This window comes from Streptomyces sp. NPDC104367, assembly GCF_055583825.1.
In genome coordinates, this window is the sequence record NZ_JBVJND010000022.1 from 1 (window position 1) to 18,790 (window position 18,790).

An 18,790-nucleotide genomic window follows, 5' to 3' on the forward strand; every position below is an offset into this window, starting at 1 on the left:
GGTTACATTCCGAACCCGGAAGCTAAGCCTCACAGCGCCGATGGTACTGCAGGGGGGACCCTGTGGGAGAGTAGGACGCCGCCGAACAAATATTGAAAGGGTTGGGCCCTGAACTTCGGTTCGGGGTCCAACCCTTTTTTGTTTTGCGTAACTTGAAGTTCACGTTCCACGCCGAGCATCCAGGCATGGGTACTGCTGCAATGCTCAGGGCCGCCGGTGTCGGAGTCGGTGACGAGGTCATCGTGCCGGCCTTCGGGAACGCCGACGTCGCCGAGGCCGTGACACTGGCCGGCGCGCTTCCGGTGTTCGCCGACATAGATCCGGTCAGCTACTGCCTGGACGTGTCCGACGTGGAAGCGGCCGTAACCGCCCGTTCCGCCGCGGTGGTTGTGGTGCACCGGTTCGGCCGGTGGGCCGATGTCAGGGCGCTGCGGGCGCTGGGACAGCGGCACGGGCTGCTGGTGCTGGAACAGGGCGAGTCCGAGGCTCCGTACGACGAGATCGCGCAGCGTCGGCAGCGGGCCGCCTATCTCGACACGAAGCTGCGGGGCGTGCGGACGCCCGACGGCGGCGACGGGCACACCTACCAGCAGTACGTCGTACGGGTGCCGGGCAACGGCCGGCCTGACCGGGACGCGTTCGCCCGGGCGTTGCGGGGCAAGGGAGTCGACTGCCGGGTGCCGGTGAAGACGCCCGTGCACCGGCTGCCGGAGTTCCGGCGCTACGTCTCGCTGCCGCAGACCGAACTGGCCGCGGACGAGACACTCGCACTGCCCGTGGACGCAGCCCTGACGAAGCGGGAGATGCAGCGGATCGTGTCGGCCTGCAACGCCCTCGGCGGACTCCTTCAGCCCGCCTTCTGAACGAGTTTGGGAACCCGGGCCTGTTCGGGGTATGATCTATTCCGTTGCCGAGGGGGAAACCCCGAAAAAGCAACAGGCCCCTATAGCTCAGTCGGCAGAGCGTCTCCATGGTAAGGAGAAGGTCAACGGTTCGATTCCGTTTGGGGGCTCCACCAAGAAAAGTCCCGCCCTTTCGGGCGGGACTTTTTCGTATCCGCTTCCGTTCTCGCGGCTCGCGGCCGGCCCGGCCCTCAGTCGTTCTGAAGGCCGGGAATCCGCATCGCCAGAATCGCCATGTCGTCCGACGGGGCGTCCGAGGCGAAGCGCTCCACCGCGCGCATGATGCGTGCTGCCACCGCGCCCGCCGTCAGACCCGTGCACGTCGTCAGGACGTCCGCGAGGCCGTCGTCGCCGAGCATCCGGGTGCCCTCGCGGCGTTCCGTCACGCCGTCTGTGACGCACAGGAGGACATCGCCCGGGTCCAGGGTCACCGTCTGCTCGTACAGCTCCAGGTCCTCGATGACGCCCAGGAGGGGCTGCGGTTCGGCAGCGGCCTCCACCGTGCCGTCCTGGCGCAGGCGGAGCGGGAGCGGGTGGCCGGCGCAGACGATCTTCATCTCCGCGCTGCCGTCCGGCAGGGGGCGCATCTCGCCGTACAGGAGGGTCAGGAAGCGGCTGCGGGAACCCTCGTCCAGGATGGCCGAGTTCAGGCGCTCCAGGACCGCGGGCCCGCTGAGGCCCTCCCGGGCCAGCAGGCGCAGGGCGTGCCGGGCGAGGCCCGTCACGGCGGCCGCGTTGGGACCCGTACCGCAGACGTCGCCGATGGCGAAGCCGTACGTGTCCTCGGAGATGGGGAAGACGTCGTAGAAGTCGCCGCCGACCTCGTTGCCCTCGCCGGCCGCGCGGTAGATGACCTCGACCTCGACGCCCTCGATGTGGGGGGTGTCCGGGGGCAGCAGGCTGCGCTGGAGGGCCTGGCTGATGGCCGTGCGCTCCGAGTACAGGCGGGCGTTGTCCAGGGCCAGGGCGGCCCGGCGGGACAGGTCCTCGGCCAGTTCGAGGATCTCCTGGCGGAAGTGCTCGTCGGTGGGCTTGCCGAGGGTCAGCATGCCGATGACGCGGTTGCGGGCGACGAGGGGCAGCACGACCGTCTCGCCGCCGACGGCGGAGGCCGTGGCGAGGGTCGGGCCGATGCCGGAGGAGACCTGCCGGGTGGGGCCGCCGGTCAGGCCGAGGCTGCGCATGGAGCTGCGCAGGGCGGCCTGGTGGGCGTGTTCGCCGGGGGCCGACCAGACGCGGGCGCCGGGCGTGGGCACCGGGTCCGGCGGGGGCACCTTGGAGAGCAACGACTTGATGCCGTCGATGAGTTCCTCGTCCTCGTGCAGGACGTACGACAGGTACGGCTCCGATGCCTGGTCGGCGATCGTGTAGACCGCGCACCAGGTGGCGAGGGTCGGGACCGTCATCTGCGCCATCAGGGCGAGGGTCTGGTCGCGGTCCAGGGTGCCGGCGAGCAGGTCGGAGGCCTCCACCAGGAAGCTGAGCGAGCCGCGGCGCAGCCGTTCCAGCTCGCCCAGGCGGGCCGACTCGACGGCCAGGGCGATGCGGTCGGCGGCGAACTGGAGGCGCAGCGCCTCCTCGTTGGAGTACCGGCCCGCGCCCTCGGCCGCGACGCCCAGGGAGCCCGTGAGGCGGCCCTCGACCTTCAGCGGGACCGTGACGACCGAACGCATCCCGGTGCCGCCGAGGAGGGGCACCGCGCCCGGCACGGCCGCCAGGTCGTCGTGGACGGCCGGCATGCGGGCGGAGCCGTAGCGGCCGGGTCCGGCCTCGACGGGCACGCGCGCGAAGCGCTGCCGTGCGGAGGGCAGGCCGGTGGAGGCGCGGACCTCCAGCTCGGTCTCGTCGTCGGTCGCGAGGAGCAGGAACGCGGAGTCGCCGTCGAGCATGTCGCGGGCGCGTTCCACGGTGCGCTGGAGGAGGCCGTCGAGGTCGTCCGGGGCCGGGGAGCCGATGAACACCTCGAAGGGGTCGGCGCTCTGGCCGTCGGAGGTGCCCGCGGCGTCGGAGGCGGGGACCCGCAACGGGGTCTGGAGGACGGCGCGTTCGTGGTCGCGGACGAGCAGGCAGACGGTGGAGGGCTCGCCGCCCGTGTCGCGGACTCTGAGGTGCGAGGCGTAGACGGGGGTCACCCGGCCGTCGGCGCCGCGGATGCCGTAGCTGCCCTCCCAGCGGGAGAGTTGGAGGGCCTCCGCGATGCCGGTGCCGGTGCCCGGGGTGTGCGGCCAGGCCGCCAGGTCGGTCAGGGGCTTGCCCGTGACGTCGGCGGAGGTGTGGCCGAAGAGTTCCTCGGCGTCCTCGTTCCAGGCCGTCACGGAGCCCTTGCGGTCGATCTGGACGACGGCGACGCGTACCCGGCCGTCGGCGAGCGGCAGCAGGTCGGCGGGGAGGGAGGGGCCGGCGGCGCGGGTGCCGACCGGGCGCTCGGGCAGGTCGAGCTGGAACCAGACGTTCTTGTGCGTGGACGTGTACTCGACACCCCAGCGGGCGGCGAGGGCCGCGCAGAGCTGGAGGCCGCGGCCGCCCTCGCGGTCGGGGCTGCCCATGTTGGCGGGCGATCCCTGGAGCGGGACCTCGCGTTCCGGGTAGCGGTCGGCGACCTCGATGCGTACCCCGTCGTCCGCGCGCAGGCACAGGACGTCGGCGTGGGTGCCGGCGTGCACCACCGCGTTCGTGACGAGTTCGCTGGTCAGGACCACGGCGTCGTCGACGACGTCGGCGAAGCCCCAGCCCTGGAGCGTGTCGCGGACGAAGCCGCGGGCGGTCGCGACGGATCGTCCGACGGGCTCGAAGCTGGCGGCCGCGCGCGCGGTGATCACGGAACTCCTCGACCGGTCGACATGCAGGCTTCCCTGGCCGGCCGGCTCGTGCCGCTGCTGCGGCATCCGCTCGCCCGTCGGCCGTGGCTCCGGGGTGTGCCCCCCGGGAATCACTCCGGTGGTCATGGTCTGCGGTCGCCCCTCCGATGCCCGCTCGTTCTGGTGCCACCGTCCAGGCCGGACGGACCGGTGCGGCTGGACAGCCGCATGCAAGGTTACTTACCTTCGCCGTCCGAGCGGATGCCGGTCGCCAGTGTTTACGCCCCCAGGGTGTGCGGACGATGTGCGAAGCTGCCGAACTGTTATGGCCTGGTTCGGCCAGGGTGAAACACTGGGCAAGCTTCTGGTGAAGGTCCGGTCGGTCTGAGTGCGTTCCGTGTACGGCGGGCAGCAGCCCCTGGTGCGGCCGGTTGTCATCTGGAACAAATACGCAGCAGTAACTGGTACGCCGAAGTAAGCGGTACAGCCGAGTATGGCGGTATCCGAGCACAGCAGTAACGGTCGACCCCTGCGGGAGGGACACAGTGGAGTCTGGCGCAGCGGCGCGGGGCACGAAGGCGCGCGCGAAGAGCGGACCGTCCCTGAGCAGGCAGCGGGGTGGTGGCGGGACCACCGCGGTGGACACCGCTGCCCTGAACCGGCTGCTGGTGGCTCTCACGGCCATGCGGGACGGGAACTTCCGCAAGCGGCTCACGGTGTCCGGGGACGGCGTGATGTCGGAGATCGCGGCGGTCTTCAACGAGGTGGCCGACCGTAATCTCCACCTCACGGGTGAGCTGTCGCGGGTCCGTCGGGTGGTCGGGCGTGAGGGAAAACTCACGGAACGCCTGGAGACGGGTGCCTGCGAGGGCTCCTGGGCGGCCGCGATCGACAACTCGAACGCCCTGGTCGAGGATCTCGTGCGGCCGGTGTCCGAGGTGGGCCGGGTGCTGACGGCGGTGGCCGAGGGCGACCTGTCGCCCCGGATGGAGCTGCGGTCGCCGTCGCCGGACGGGGCCGGGCATCCGCTGCGCGGTGAGTTCCTGAAGGTCGGCCGGACCGTGAACAACCTGGTCGACCAGTTGTCGACGTTCACCGACGAGGTCACGCGGGTGGCCAGCGAGGTGGGCACCGAGGGCAAGCTGGGCGGCCAGGCACGCGTGCGTGGCATGTCGGGTTCGTGGCGGGACCTCACGGACTCGGTGAACACGATGGCGTACCGGCTGACGGCGCAGGTACGGGACATCGCGCTGGTGACGACGGCGGTGGCCAAGGGCGACCTGTCGCGGAAGGTCACGGTCCAGGTCGCCGGCGAGATGCTGGAGCTGAAGGAAACCGTCAACACGATGGTGGACCAGCTGTCCGCCTTCTCCTCCGAGGTGACCCGGGTCGCCCGTGAGGTGGGCACGGACGGCATTCTGGGCGGTCAGGCGCACGTGCCCGGGGTCGCGGGCACGTGGAAGGAGCTGACCGACTCCGTCAACACCATGGCCGGGAACCTGACGGCCCAGGTGCGCGGTATCTCGGAGGTGACCACCGCGGTCGCCAACGGTGACCTGTCGCGCAAGGTGACCGTCCCGGCGCGGGGTGAGGTCGCGCAGCTCGCGGACACGATCAACCAGATGACCGAGACGCTGCGGATCTTCGCGGACGAGGTCACGCGGGTGGCGAACGAGGTCGGTGCGGCCGGGCAGCTGGGCGGTCAGGCGAACGTGCCGGGTGCGGCGGGCACCTGGAAGGACCTGACGGACTCCGTCAACACGGTGTTCCGGAATCTGACCATTCAGGTGAGGGACATCGCGGCCGTCACGACGGCGGTGGCCAACGGTGACCTCTCGCAGAAGGTCACCGTCGACGTGGCCGGCGAGATGCTGGAGCTGAAGAACACCGTCAACGGCATGGTCGACCAGCTGTCGTCGTTCGGTGCCGAGGTCACGCGGGTGGCCCGGGAGATCGGTGTCGAGGGTGAGCTGGGCGGCCAGGCACAGGTGCCCGGGGCCGCCGGCACGTGGAAGGACCTGACGGACTCGGTCAACACCGCGTTCCGCAACCTCACGGGCCAGGTGCGCAACATCGCCCAGGTGACGACGGCGGTGGCCAACGGCGACCTGTCGCAGAAGGTCACGGTCGACGTCTCCGGCGAGATGCTCCAGCTGAAGAACACCGTGAACACGATGGTGGACCAGCTGTCGAGCTTCGCCGACCAGGTGACGCGGATGGCCAGGGACGTGGGCACGGAGGGCCGCCTCGGCGGCCAGGCGCGGGTGGACGGTGTCTCCGGCACCTGGAAGGAGCTCACGGACTCCGTGAACTCCATGGCCGGCAACCTGACCTCGCAGGTGCGCAACATCGCGCAGGTGACGACGGCGGTGGCGCGGGGCGACCTGTCCCAGAAGATCGACGTCGACGCGCGCGGCGAGATCCTGGAGCTGAAGAACACCATCAACACGATGGTCGACCAGCTGTCCGCCTTCGCCGACCAGGTCACCAAGGTGGCCCGCGAGGTGGGTACGGAGGGCCGCCTCGGCGGTCAGGCGCAGGTGCCCGGCGTCGCCGGTGTGTGGCGGGACCTGACGGACTCGGTGAACGGCATGGCCGGCAACCTGACGGCCCAGGTGCGCAACATCGCGCAGGTCGCGACCGCGGTGGCGCGGGGTGACCTCTCCCAGAAGATCACCGTGGACGCGCGCGGTGAGATCCAGGAGCTGAAGAACACCCTGAACACGATGGTCGACCAGCTGTCGTCGTTCGCCCAGGAGGTCACGCGTGTCGCGCGCGAGGTGGGCACGGAGGGCATCCTGGGCGGCCAGGCCGAGGTGCAGGGGGTGGCGGGTACCTGGAAGGACCTCACCCAGTCCGTGAACTTCATGGCGAACAACCTGACCATCCAGGTGCGCAACATCGCCGAGGTCACGACGGCGGTGGCCAAGGGCGACCTGTCGAAGAAGATCACGGTCGACGCGAAGGGCGAGATCCTCGAACTCGTCACGACCGTCAACACGATGGTCGACCAGCTGTCGAGCTTCGCCGAGCAGGTGACCCGGGTGGCCCGTGAGGTGGGCACCGAGGGCATCCTGGGCGGCCAGGCGCACGTTCCGGGTGTCACGGGCATCTGGAAGGACCTCAGCAACAACGTGAACCTGATGGCCAACAACCTGACCATGCAGGTGCGCAACATCTCCCAGGTCTCGGCGGCGGTGGCCAACGGCGACCTGACGCGGCAGGTCACGATCGAGGCGAGCGGTGAGGTGGCCCAGCTCGCCGACACCATCAACCAGATGGTCAAGACGCTGAGTTCGTTCGCCGACCAGGTCACCAAGGTGGCCCGTGAGGTGGGCACGGACGGCATCCTGGGCGGTCAGGCGCACGTGCCCGGTGTGGCGGGCACGTGGAAGGACCTCACCGAGTCTGTGAACGGGATGGCGTCGAACCTGACCGGCCAGGTGCGCAACATCGCGATGGTCACGACGGCCATCGCGAAGGGCGACCTGACCAAGAAGATCGACATCGACGCGCGGGGCGAGATCCTCGAACTGAAGACGACGATCAACACGATGGTCGACCAGCTGTCGAGCTTCGCCGAGGAGGTCACCCGGGTGGCCCGCGAGGTGGGCACCGAGGGGCAGCTGGGCGGTCAGGCACGCGTGCGTGACGTGGACGGCACCTGGCGGGACCTGACCGAGTCCGTGAACGAGATGGCCGGGAACCTGACCCGGCAGGTGCGTGCCATCGCGCGCGTGGCGACCGCGGTGACCCGTGGCGACCTGAACCTGAAGATCGACGTGGACGCGTCCGGGGAGATCAAGGAACTCCAGGACTACACGAACAAGATGATCGCCAACCTGCGCGACACCACGGTCGCCAACCAGGAGCAGGACTGGCTCAAGGGCAACCTGGCGCGTATCTCCGCGCTGATGCAGGGCCGCCGCGACCTGGCGGACGTGGCGTCCCTGATCATGAGCGAGCTGACGCCGGTGGTCTCCGCGCAGCACGGCGCGTTCTTCCTGGGGATGCCGCTGGTCGACGGCAAGGACGCGAGCGCCGAGCACGAGGACGCGTACGAACTGCGCATGCTCGGGTCGTACGGCTACTCGATGGGTTCCATGCCGACGTCGTTCCGGCCCGGTGAGGCGCTGATCGGCACGGCCGCCAAGGAGAAGCGCACGATCCTGGTGGAGAAGGCGCCCACCGGTTATCTGAAGATCTCCTCCGGTCTGGGCGAGGCCCCGCCGGCGCAGGTGATCGTGCTTCCGGTGCTGTTCGAGGGCCAGGTGCTCGGCGTGATCGAGCTGGCGTCCTTCACGCCGTTCACGCAGATCCAGAAGGACTTCCTCAACCAGATCGCCGAGATGATCGCGACCAGCGTCAACACCATCTCCGTGAACACCAAGACCGAGGTGCTGCTGAAGCAGTCGCAGGAGCTGACCGAGCAGCTCCAGGAGCGGTCGGCCGAGCTGGAGAACCGGCAGAAGGCGCTCCAGGCGTCCAACGCCGAGCTGGAGGAGAAGGCCGAGCTGCTGGCCCAGCAGAACCGGGACATCGAGGTGAAGAACACCGAGATCGAGGAGGCCCGGCAGGTCCTGGAGGAGCGTGCCGAGCAACTCGCCGTCTCCATGCGCTACAAGAGCGAGTTCCTGGCGAACATGTCGCACGAGCTGCGCACCCCGCTCAACTCGCTGCTGATCCTGGCCAAGCTGCTCGCCGACAACGCCGAGGGCAACCTGTCGCCGAAGCAGGTGGAGTTCGCCGAGACCATCCACGGCGCGGGCTCGGACCTGCTCCAGCTGATCAACGACATCCTCGACCTGTCCAAGGTCGAGGCGGGCAAGATGGACGTCTCCCCGACACGTATCGCGCTCGTGCAGCTCGTGGACTACGTGGAGGCCACCTTCCGGCCGCTGACCGCGGAGAAGGGCCTCGACCTGTCCGTGCGGGTCTCGCCGGAGCTGCCGGCCACCCTGCACACCGACGAGCAGCGGCTCCTCCAGGTGCTGCGCAACCTGCTGTCCAACGCGGTGAAGTTCACCGACTCCGGTTCGGTCGAGCTGGTGATCCGGCCGGCGAGCGGCGATGTGCCGATGGGCATCCGGGAGCAGCTGCTGGAGGCCGGCTCGCTGAGCGATCCGGACGCGCCGCTGATCGCCTTCTCGGTGACCGACACCGGCATCGGCATCGCGGCCAGCAAGATGCGGGTGATCTTCGAGGCGTTCAAGCAGGCCGACGGCACGACCAGCCGCAAGTACGGCGGCACGGGCCTCGGGCTGTCGATCTCCAGGGAGATCGCGCAGCTGCTCGGCGGTGAGATTTACGCGCAGAGCGAGCCGGGCCGTGGGTCGACGTTCACGCTGTACCTGCCGCTGCACCCCAGCGAGCTGCCGCCGCAGGGCTACCAGCAGTCCGTGCCCGCGCTGGAGGCCGGTGACCTGGTCGCCTCCCAGAACCAGAACCAGAACCAGAACTCGGAGCTGTCCGGGGCGGAGATCGAGACCCCGGCCGAGGTGAAGTCGTACCAGGAGACCCAGAACGGTGCCGCCGCGCTGTTCCGGCGCCGTCGCCGGGGCGCCCCGCAGCCGGCCGAGGCGTGGCCGGTGCTCGCCGAGCAGGAGGCGACGGCGCCGCAGCCGCGCCGGGGCGTGCGGTTCGGCGGCGAGAAGGTGCTGATCGTCGACGACGACATCCGCAACGTCTTCGCGCTGACCAGCGTCCTGGAGCAGCACGGCCTGTCGGTGCTGTACGCCGAGAACGGCCGGGAGGGCATCGAGGTCCTGGAGCAGCACGACGACGTCGCGGTCGTCCTGATGGACATCATGATGCCGGAGATGGACGGCTACGCGACGACGACGGCGATCCGCCGCATGCCGCAGTTCGCCGGGTTGCCGATCATCGCGCTGACCGCGAAGGCGATGAAGGGCGACCGGGAGAAGGCGATCGAGTCGGGCGCCTCCGACTACGTCACCAAGCCGGTCGATCCCGATCATCTTCTGGCGGTGATGGAGCAGTGGATGCGCGCGGAGTGACGCGAACGAACAGGTGTGATGTGAACGTTGCGGGAACCTTCCGTGTGCGCCGGGAGTTGTCGACCGAGGGTTGCCGGACCCGTGTAGAAGTGCGGGATCGGGGGAACCTTCTGGTCTCCTGCCGCGTTTCTGCTACGTGCACAGTGACATCGCGGTGACAGGGTGTGGCGACGGGCGGGGTGCGGCTACCATGACCGGCACAAGGACGGGCGGCGAAACGGAGTCGTCCCCTGGGGCGGCGCCCGGTGCACATCCGGGGCGAGGAGGGCGGGCCATGGTGCAGAAGGCCAAGATCCTCCTGGTCGATGACCGGCCGGAGAATCTGCTGGCGCTGGAGGCCATCCTCTCTGCGTTGGATCAGACACTGGTGCGGGCATCGTCCGGGGAGGAAGCGCTCAAGGCACTGCTCACGGACGACTTCGCGGTCATTCTGCTGGACGTCCAGATGCCGGGCATGGACGGTTTCGAGACCGCGGCGCACATCAAGCGGCGGGAGCGGACCCGGGACATCCCGATCATCTTCCTCACCGCCATCAACCACGGCCCGCACCACACCTTCCGGGGCTACGCGGCGGGCGCGGTGGACTACATCTCCAAGCCGTTCGACCCGTGGGTGCTGCGCGCCAAGGTCTCGGTCTTCGTCGAGCTGTACATGAAGAACTGCCAGCTGCGCGAGCAGGCGGCGCTGCTGCGGCTCCAGTTGGAGGGCGGCGGCAAGGGCGGCGCGGTCGCCGGCAAGGAGTCCGCGGGGCTGCTCGCCGAGCTCTCGGCGCGGCTCGCGGCCGTCGAGGAGCAGGCCGAGGCGCTGTCCAAGCAGCTGGACGACGAGTCCGCGGACGCGGCGGCGGTGGCCACGGCGGCCCATCTGGAGCGCAAACTCACCGGTCTGCGCCGGGCGCTCGACGCCCTGGAGCCGGGCACGGGCAGCGGGGCCTCTCCGCTGCCGTCGCAGAACTGACGTCTGGGCCGACCTCAGTTGCCCATGAGTGCACGTCAGTTCCGCGCCCCGGCAAGGGCGACACGAAAGGGTGAAGCGGTGGGCACACGTGTCCCCTGCCGCATCCCCCGGTAACCTCACACCCATGGCCTCACGTCCCTCGGCAGCCAAGAAGCAGCCCCCGAAGAAGGCCGCTCCCTCGAAGGCTCCGGCGAAGAAGGCCGCCGCGAAGAAAGCCCCGGCCAAGAAGGCGCCCGCCAAGAGGACCGCGGCGAAGAAGCCCGCGCCGGCGCCCAGGCCGGCGCCCAGCCCCACAGGGGGCGTCGTCCGCCTGGTGCGCGCCCTCTGGCTCGGCCTCGCGCACGCCGTCGGCGCCGTCTTCCGCGGCATAGGGCAGGGAGCCAGGAACCTGGACCCGGCCCACCGCAAGGACGGCGTCGCCCTGCTGCTGCTCGGCATCGCCCTGATCGTCGCCGCCGGCACCTGGGCCGATCTGCGCGGTCCGGTCGGCGACCTGGTCGAGATCCTCGTCACCGGCGCCTTCGGCCGGCTCGACCTGCTGGTGCCGATACTGCTCGCGGTGATCGCCGTACGGTTCATGCGCCACCCCGAGCAGCAGGAGGCCAACGGCCGGATCGTGATCGGGCTGTCCGCGCTGGTCATCGGCGTGCTCGGCCAGGTCCACATCGCCTGCGGCTCGCCCGCGCGCAGCGACGGCATGCAGGGCATAAGGGACGCCGGCGGCCTGATCGGCTGGGCGGCGGCGACCCCGCTGACGTACACCATGACCGAGGTCCTCGCCGTACCGCTGCTGGTGCTGCTCACCGTCTTCGGGCTGCTGGTGGTGACCGCCACGCCGGTGAACGCCATCCCGCAGCGGCTGCGCGCGCTCGGCGTGCGCCTCGGCGTGCTGCACGACCCCGCGCCGGACGACGAGTACAGCGAGTACAGCGAGGACGACGAGCGCTACGACGAGCAGTGGCGCGAGGCGCTGCCCGCGCGCTCCCGCGGGCGCTCCGGCACCTCCCAGGGCCAGGAGTACGACCCCGACAACGCCGAGCAGGAGGCCCTGGCGCGGCGCCGGGGCCGCCCCAGGCGCTCCGCGGTGCCCCAGCCCGAGCTGGGCCGCCGGATGGACGCCGTGGACGTCGCCGCGGCGGCCGCCGCCGCGCTCGACGGCGCCGTCCTGCACGGCATGCCGCCCTCGCCGCTGGTCGCCGACCTCACCCAGGGCGTCGGCGTCGGCGACCGCGAGGACACCACCCCCACCCCGCTGCCGGCCCCGGCCCCGAGCCCAGGCGCGGGCGCGGTGCCGGCCGCGCGCCCCAAGCAGGAGAAGCTCAAGGCCGAGTCCGTCGTCGCGGACCTCACCAAACCGGCGCCCGAGCATCCCCGGGACCTGCCCCCGCGCGCCGAGCAGCTCCAGCTCTCCGGCGACATCACCTACTCGCTGCCCTCGCTGGACCTCCTGGAGCGCGGCGGCCCCGGCAAGGCGCGCAGCGCGGCCAACGACGCGGTCGTGGACTCGCTGCGCACGGTCTTCAGCGAGTTCAAGGTCGACGCCGACGTCACCGGTTTCACGCGCGGGCCCACGGTCACCCGCTACGAGGTCCAGCTCGGCCCCGCCGTCAAGGTCGAGCGGATCACCGCGCTCACCAAGAACATCGCCTACGCGGTCGCCAGCCCGGACGTGCGGATCATCAGCCCGATCCCCGGCAAGTCCGCGGTCGGCATCGAGATCCCCAACACCGACCGGGAGATGGTCAACCTCGGCGACGTGCTGCGGCTCGCCGAGTCCGCCGAGGACGACGACCCGATGCTGGTCGCCTTCGGCAAGGACGTCGAGGGCGGCTACGTCATGCACTCGCTGGCGAAGATGCCGCACATGCTGGTGGCCGGCGCCACCGGCTCCGGCAAGTCGTCCTGCATCAACTGCCTGATCACCTCGGTCATGATGCGGGCGACCCCCGAGGACGTGCGGATGGTCCTGGTCGACCCCAAGCGCGTCGAGCTGACCGCCTACGAGGGCATTCCGCACCTCATCACGCCGATCATCACCAACCCGAAGCGGGCCGCCGAGGCGCTCCAGTGGGTCGTGCGCGAGATGGACCTGCGCTACGACGACCTGGCCGCGTTCGGGTTCCGGCACATCGACGACTTCAACAAGGCGATCCGCGAGGGCAAGGTCAAGCTGCCCGAGGGCAGCGAGCGGGAGCTCCAGCCGTACCCGTACCTGCTGGTGATCGTCGACGAGCTGGCCGACCTGATGATGGTCGCCCCGCGCGACGTCGAGGACGCCATCGTCCGCATCACGCAGCTCGCGCGGGCCGCCGGCATCCACCTGGTGCTCGCCACTCAGCGCCCGTCGGTCGACGTCGTCACCGGCCTGATCAAGGCGAACGTGCCCTCCCGGCTCGCCTTCGCCACCTCCTCGCTCGCCGACAGCCGGGTCATCCTCGACCAGCCCGGCGCCGAGAAGCTGATCGGCAAGGGCGACGGCCTCTTCCTGCCGATGGGGGCGAACAAGCCGACCCGTATGCAGGGCGCCTTCGTCACCGAGGAGGAGGTCGCCGTCGTCGTCCAGCACTGCAAGGACCAGATGACGCCGGTCTTCCGGGACGACGTCGTCGTCGGCACCAAGCAGAAGAAGGAGATCGACGAGGACATCGGCGACGACCTCGACCTGCTGTGCCAGGCGGCCGAGCTGGTCGTCTCCACCCAGTTCGGCTCCACGTCCATGCTCCAGCGCAAGCTGCGCGTCGGCTTCGCCAAGGCCGGCCGGCTCATGGACCTCATGGAGTCGCGCGGGGTGGTCGGGCCGAGCGAGGGCTCCAAGGCGCGCGACGTCCTGGTGAAACCCGACGAGCTGGACGGCGTACTCGCGGTGATTCGGGGCGAGTCTGACGGGTAACCGTCTTTCTCCGGGGCAGCGGGCGCTCGTGGGCCGGGTGGAGCAGCGTCGTGATCCACCCGTTAGAGATCTGCGGGCAACCGTTTCCCTTCGACATACGTCAAGTTGAGCGAAAGGTAAGGTGTGTACCCCGTCCCGGGGCGCGCGCCTGGTCAGCCACCGGGATGTCCGGCCATACCGATGGCGTACAAAGTCCCACCGCCCGGTTGCCCCACCCTTTCGTACCCCCCCTAGACTGAACCTCCAGCACAGGTGGCTACACGCTCGAAAGGCGCCCCCGTGTCCATCGGCAGCAACTCCCCTGAAGACGAGCGTCCGTTCAACGACGAGTCCCAGGAAAACCGCCCCTCGGTAGGCCGAGCCCTCAAGCAGGCGCGCATCGACGCCGGCCTGACGGTCGACGAGGTCAGCGGTATCACCCGGGTCCGTATCGCCATCGTGCACGCCATCGAGGCCGACGACTTCGCCCCCTGTGGCGGCGACGTCTACGCCCGCGGGCACATCCGGACCCTGGCCAAGGCCGTCGGCCTCGACCCCGAGCCGCTGCTCGCGCAGTTCTCGGCCGAGCACGGTGGTGGGCGGCCCGCGCCGACGCCCGCCGCGCCGCTGTTCGAGGCGGAACGCATCCGTCCCGAGCGGCGCGGACCCAACTGGACGGCGGCCATGGTCGCCGCGATCGTCGTCGTGGTCGGCTTCGTCGGCTTCACCGCCTTCAAGGGCGGCGACGACAGCGACGGCAAGCAGTCGGTCGCCGAGGGCGCCGCCCCGACGACCAGCGAGCCCGCCGCCTCGCCCACCCCGAAGGAAAGCAAGCCGGACAAGACCCCCGCGCCCTCCGACAGCGCGATCGCCGCCGCGCCCCAGGACAAGGTCACCGTCCAGGTCAGCGCGGTCAACGGACGCAGCTGGATCTCGGCCAAGGACCACAACGGCCGGATGCTCTTCGACGGGCTGCTCAAGCAGGGCGACTCCAAGACCTTCCAGGACAGTTCCAAGATCAACCTGATCCTCGGCGACGCCGGCGCGATCCAGCTCTACGTCAACGGCAAGAAGATCGAGGACCAGTTCCAGCCCGGTGCCGTGGAGCGTCTGACGTACACCAAGGGCGACCCCGAGGTCGGATAACCGTTCGGGCGGAGCACGTACACAAGGGGTTGGCCATGATCGGCCAGCCCCTTCGACGTGGGCTGTCGGTCAGACAAAGTAGTCTTGAGCCCATGCCTGAACGCCGTACCGTCGCACTCGTCACTCTCGGCTGCGCCCGTAACGAGGTGGACTCGGAGGAGCTCGCAGGCCGTTTGGAGGCGGACGGCTGGCAGCTCGTCGAGGACGCATCGGACGCGGATGTCGCCGTCGTCAACACCTGCGGTTTCGTCGAAGCCGCCAAGAAGGACTCCGTGGACGCCCTCCTGGAGGCCAACGATCTCAAGGGGCACGGCAGAACCCAGGCCGTCGTGGCGGTGGGCTGCATGGCCGAGCGGTACGGCAAGGAGCTAGCCGAGGCGCTGCCCGAGGCGGACGGTGTGCTCGGCTTCGATGACTACTCCGACATCTCCGACCGCCTCCAGACCATCCTCAACGGCGGCATCCACGCCTCGCACACCCCGCGCGACCGGCGCAAGCTGCTGCCCATCAGCCCGGCCGAGCGGCAGGACTCCGCCGCGTCCGTGGCGCTGCCCGGCCACGGCCCGTCCGACCTCCCCGAGGGCCTGGCGCCCGCCTCCGGTCCGCGCGCGCCCCTGCGCCGCCGTCTGGACGGCTCCCCGGTCGCCTCGGTCAAGCTGGCCTCCGGCTGCGACCGCCGCTGCTCCTTCTGCGCCATCCCGTCCTTCCGCGGCTCCTTCATCTCCCGCCGCCCCAGCGACGTGCTGAACGAGACCCGCTGGCTGGCCGAGCAGGGCGTGAAGGAGATCATGCTGGTCTCCGAGAACAACACCTCCTACGGCAAGGACCTGGGCGACATCCGTCTCCTGGAGTCCCTGCTGCCCGAGCTGGCCGAGGTGGACGGCGTCGAGCGGGTGCGGGTGAGCTACCTCCAGCCCGCCGAGATGCGCCCCGGCCTGATCGACGTGCTGACCTCCACGCCGAAGGTCGTCCCGTACTTCGACCTGTCCTTCCAGCACTCCGCCCCCGGCGTGCTGCGCTCGATGCGCCGCTTCGGCGACACCGACCGCTTCCTGGAGCTGCTCGACACCATCCGGAGCAAGGCCCCGCAGGCCGGCGTCCGCTCCAACTTCATCGTCGGCTTCCCCGGCGAGTCCGAGTCCGACCTGGCCGAGCTGGAGCGTTTCCTGAACGGCGCCCGGCTCGACGCCATCGGCGTCTTCGGCTACTCCGACGAGGAGGGCACCGAGGCCGCGACGTACGAGAACAAGCTCGACCAGGACGTCGTCGCCGAGCGGCTCGCGCACATCTCCCAGCTCGCCGAGGAACTCGTCTCGCAGCGCGCCGAGGAGCGCGTCGGAGAGACCGTGCACGTCCTCGTGGAGTCCGTCGACGACGAGGACGGCGTGTACGGCCGCGGGGCCCACCAGGCGCCCGAGACGGACGGACAGGTCCTGCTCACGAGCGGCGAGGGGCTGTCCGTCGGCCGTATGGTCGAGGCGAAGGTGGTCGGTACGGAAGGTGTCGACCTGGTGGCCGAGCCGCTGCAGGGCTCGGGTGCGTGGAGTGAGGAGGCCGGCAGATGACCGGAGTCCCGGCGTCCGCCGCGGGCGGCTCCCCGGGTGCGCAGGGCGCCCCGGGCACCGCCGCCACCTCCGGTGCCGCCCCGGACGTCTCCGGTCCGCAGAACGCCGGTCCCCGGGCCCCGGGGCCCGGGAGCTCCGGCTCCCTGGACGGCGAGCGGCCCGCGCGCGGCGGGAAGATCGCCGCGGCCGCCGTCAACCAGGCCAGCCTGTGGAACGTCGCCAATCTGCTGACCATGCTCCGGCTGCTGCTGGTGCCCGGCTTCGTCGCCCTGATGCTGGCCGACGGCGGATACGACCCGGCCTGGCGCTCGCTCGCCTGGGCGGCCTTCGCGATCGCCATGATCACCGACCTGTTCGACGGTCATCTGGCGCGCACCTACAACCTCGTCACCGACTTCGGGAAGATCGCCGACCCGATCGCCGACAAGGCGATCATGGGAGCGGCGCTGATCTGCCTGTCCGGGCTGGGTGATCTGCCGTGGTGGGTGACGATCGTGATCCTCGCCCGGGAACTCGGCATCACGCTCATGCGTTTCGTGGTCATCCGGTACGGCGTGATCCCGGCCAGCCGGGGCGGCAAGCTCAAGACGCTCACCCAGGGCGTCGCCGTGGGGATGTACGTGCTGGCACTGACGGGGTGGCTGGCGACGCTGAGGTTCTGGGTGATGGCCGCGGCCGTCGTCCTGACGGTCCTCACGGGCCTGGACTATGTGAGACAGGCCATTGTGCTGCGGCGCCGGGGAATCGCCGAGCGCACAGCGGTGTCGGAGGAGACAGAAGCGTGAGTTCCACGGCCGCCCAGCTGGTGCGACTACTGACGGTGAGGGGCCAGACCCTCGCTGTCGCCGAGTCGCTGACGGGCGGCCTGGTCGCGGCGGAGATCACCGCGGTCCCGGGGGCGTCCAAGGCGTTCCGGGGCTCGGTCACCGCCTACGCCACCGAACTGAAGCACGGCCTGCTGGGCGTCGACCCCACCCTGCTGGCCCAGCGCGGAGCGGTGGATGCGCAGGTCGCGGCCCAGATGGCGGCCGGGGTGCGCAAGGCGCTGGGCGCCGACTGGGGCCTCGCGACCACCGGGGTCGCCGGTCCGGAACCCCAGGACGGCCAGCCGGTCGGGACCGTTTTCGTCGCCGTGGACGGGCCGTTCGGCCCTGGTTCCGGTTCTGCCGCTGGCGGAAAAGTGGATGCCCTGCGGTTGAACGGCGACCGCGCGGAAATTCGTAGAGAGAGTGTACGGAGCGTACTCGCACTGCTTCTGAGGGAGCTTGCGGGCGAACAGACCGGGAATGAGCGGACACAGGATACGGAACAGAACGGGGGGTTTTGATGTTTGCAGCCCTGAGTGAACACGACATCGCTCCCCGCACGGCCGCGGCGCAAGGCGGTACGGTGGGGCGTGAAGGATGCGGCTACGCGGTCCGAGGAGGGAGCCACCGATGATTCTGCTCCGTCGCCTGCTGGGTGACGTGCTGCGTCGGCAGCGCCAGCGCCAGGGCCGTACTCTGCGCGAAGTCTCCTCGTCCGCCCGAGTCTCACTCGGCTATCTCTCCGAGGTGGAGCGGGGGCAGAAGGAGGCTTCCTCCGAGCTGCTCTCCGCCATCTGCGACGCGCTGGACGTACGGATGTCCGAGCTCATGCGGGAAGTGAGCGACGAGCTCGCCCTCGCCGAGCTGGCCCAGTCTGCCGCGGCCACCGAGCCCGTGCCCGCGCCGGTGCGCCCGATGCTGGGTACCGTCTCGGTGACCGGTGTGCCACCGGAACGGGTGACCATCAAGGCGCCCGCCGAAGCGGTGGACGTGGTCGCCGCCTGACGTCTGCGCGGGCGTGGACCGACGCGGTGCCGACCCGGCGCCCGAGAAGTGCGCGAAGCCCCGGCCGGGGCCCCGCCGGAGAGATCCGGGGAGGAGCGGCCGGGGCTTTCGCGCGCCCGGGGCCGGTGTGCGTCCGTTTGCCGGTGTCCGGCGGTGCGGTCATGGTGGGAGGGACCCGACGGGGGGCCGACACCGGAGTGAGCGCATGTACGTCGTCAAGAGCCCGTTGTCCGACGCGGCCCTGAAGACCGTGGCCGAGGCGCTGCAGGGCGCCCTCGTCGATCTCGTGGACCTGGCGCTGGTCGCCAAGCAGATCCACTGGAATGTGGTCGGCCCTCGCTTCCGGTCCGTCCACCTCCAGCTCGACGAGGTCGTCGACACGGCCCGGGCCCACTCCGACACGGTCGCCGAGCGGGCGTCCGCGCTGGGCGTCTCACCGGACGGACGCGCGGCCACGGTGTCCTCCGGCAGCGGCATCGGAAGCGTGCCCGGCGGCTGGGTCAAGGACTCGGACGCGGTGGGCACCCTGGTGGACGCGCTGGGCGCGGTCATCACCCGGATGAGGGAGCGCGTGACGGCGACCGGTGACGCGGACGCGGTGTCCCAGGACATCTTCATCGGGATCACGGCTGACCTGGAGAAGCATCACTGGATGTTCCAGGCGGAGAACGCGTAGCGGCGGCCGATGTGCGTCGACGGCCGTTGCATCGGTGAGCCCTCGGTG

The 18,790-nt window shown here is 70.2% G+C and carries 11 protein-coding genes, 1 tRNA gene and 1 rRNA gene; 12 read left to right on the forward strand and 1 reads right to left on the reverse strand.

The genetic code is table 11. From position 1 onward, the window contains the following. From rrf to ACZ619_RS29225, 3 genes are all read left to right on the forward strand, one after another. Nucleotides 1-87, forward strand: a 5S ribosomal RNA gene (gene rrf, locus ACZ619_RS29215); the annotation flags it as partial. A 113-nt stretch (nucleotides 88-200) separates the two neighbouring features. Beyond that, a complete protein-coding gene (locus ACZ619_RS29220; protein WP_469605345.1) occupies nucleotides 201-863 on the forward strand; it encodes a DegT/DnrJ/EryC1/StrS family aminotransferase in 663 nt (220 codons plus the stop codon). 76 nt (nucleotides 864-939) lie between these two features. After that, a tRNA-Thr gene (locus tag ACZ619_RS29225) sits at nucleotides 940-1,015 on the forward strand. Between the two features lie 78 nt (nucleotides 1,016-1,093). Here ACZ619_RS29225 and ACZ619_RS29230 read toward each other — a convergent pair. Then, nucleotides 1,094-3,847, reverse strand: coding sequence for a SpoIIE family protein phosphatase (locus tag ACZ619_RS29230; RefSeq protein ID WP_469605017.1), 2,754 nt, complete (start codon nucleotides 3,845-3,847; stop codon nucleotides 1,094-1,096). Nucleotides 3,848-4,245: 398 nt separating this feature from the next. Here ACZ619_RS29230 and ACZ619_RS29235 point away from each other — a divergent pair, with 398 nt between their 5' ends. From ACZ619_RS29235 to ACZ619_RS29275, 9 genes are all read left to right on the forward strand, one after another. Further along, a complete protein-coding gene (locus tag ACZ619_RS29235) occupies nucleotides 4,246-9,717 on the forward strand; it encodes a HAMP domain-containing protein (RefSeq protein ID WP_469605020.1) in 5,472 nt (1,823 codons plus the stop codon). 274 nt (nucleotides 9,718-9,991) lie between these two features. Beyond that, the gene (locus tag ACZ619_RS29240; protein ID WP_469605023.1) at nucleotides 9,992-10,675 is read left to right on the forward strand and encodes a response regulator; all 684 of its coding nucleotides are present in this window, start codon (nucleotides 9,992-9,994) and stop codon (nucleotides 10,673-10,675) included. A 124-nt stretch (nucleotides 10,676-10,799) separates the two neighbouring features. Beyond that, nucleotides 10,800-13,565, forward strand: coding sequence for a DNA translocase FtsK (locus tag ACZ619_RS29245; protein WP_469605025.1), 2,766 nt, complete (start codon nucleotides 10,800-10,802; stop codon nucleotides 13,563-13,565). 279 nt (nucleotides 13,566-13,844) lie between these two features. Then, a complete protein-coding gene (locus ACZ619_RS29250; RefSeq protein ID WP_469605028.1) occupies nucleotides 13,845-14,690 on the forward strand; it encodes a helix-turn-helix domain-containing protein in 846 nt (281 codons plus the stop codon). 92 nt (nucleotides 14,691-14,782) lie between these two features. Beyond that, the gene (rimO, locus tag ACZ619_RS29255; RefSeq protein ID WP_469605031.1) at nucleotides 14,783-16,255 is read left to right on the forward strand and encodes a 30S ribosomal protein S12 methylthiotransferase RimO; all 1,473 of its coding nucleotides are present in this window, start codon (nucleotides 14,783-14,785) and stop codon (nucleotides 16,253-16,255) included. Continuing rightward, entirely contained in the window at nucleotides 16,252-17,040 is a 789-nt protein-coding gene (pgsA, locus tag ACZ619_RS29260) for a CDP-diacylglycerol--glycerol-3-phosphate 3-phosphatidyltransferase (protein ID WP_469605033.1), read from the forward strand. Before rimO ends, pgsA begins: the two co-directional genes overlap by 4 nt. Continuing rightward, nucleotides 17,037-17,582, forward strand: coding sequence for a CinA family protein (locus ACZ619_RS29265; RefSeq protein WP_469605035.1), 546 nt, complete (start codon nucleotides 17,037-17,039; stop codon nucleotides 17,580-17,582). The genes pgsA and ACZ619_RS29265 overlap by 4 nt, the downstream gene beginning before the upstream one ends. A gap of 109 nt (nucleotides 17,583-17,691) precedes the next feature. Beyond that, entirely contained in the window at nucleotides 17,692-18,066 is a 375-nt protein-coding gene (locus tag ACZ619_RS29270) for a helix-turn-helix domain-containing protein (RefSeq protein ID WP_469605037.1), read from the forward strand. Between the two features lie 205 nt (nucleotides 18,067-18,271). Next, the gene (locus ACZ619_RS29275) at nucleotides 18,272-18,742 is read left to right on the forward strand and encodes a Dps family protein (protein WP_469605040.1); all 471 of its coding nucleotides are present in this window, start codon (nucleotides 18,272-18,274) and stop codon (nucleotides 18,740-18,742) included. Nucleotides 18,743-18,790 lie beyond the last annotated feature (48 nt).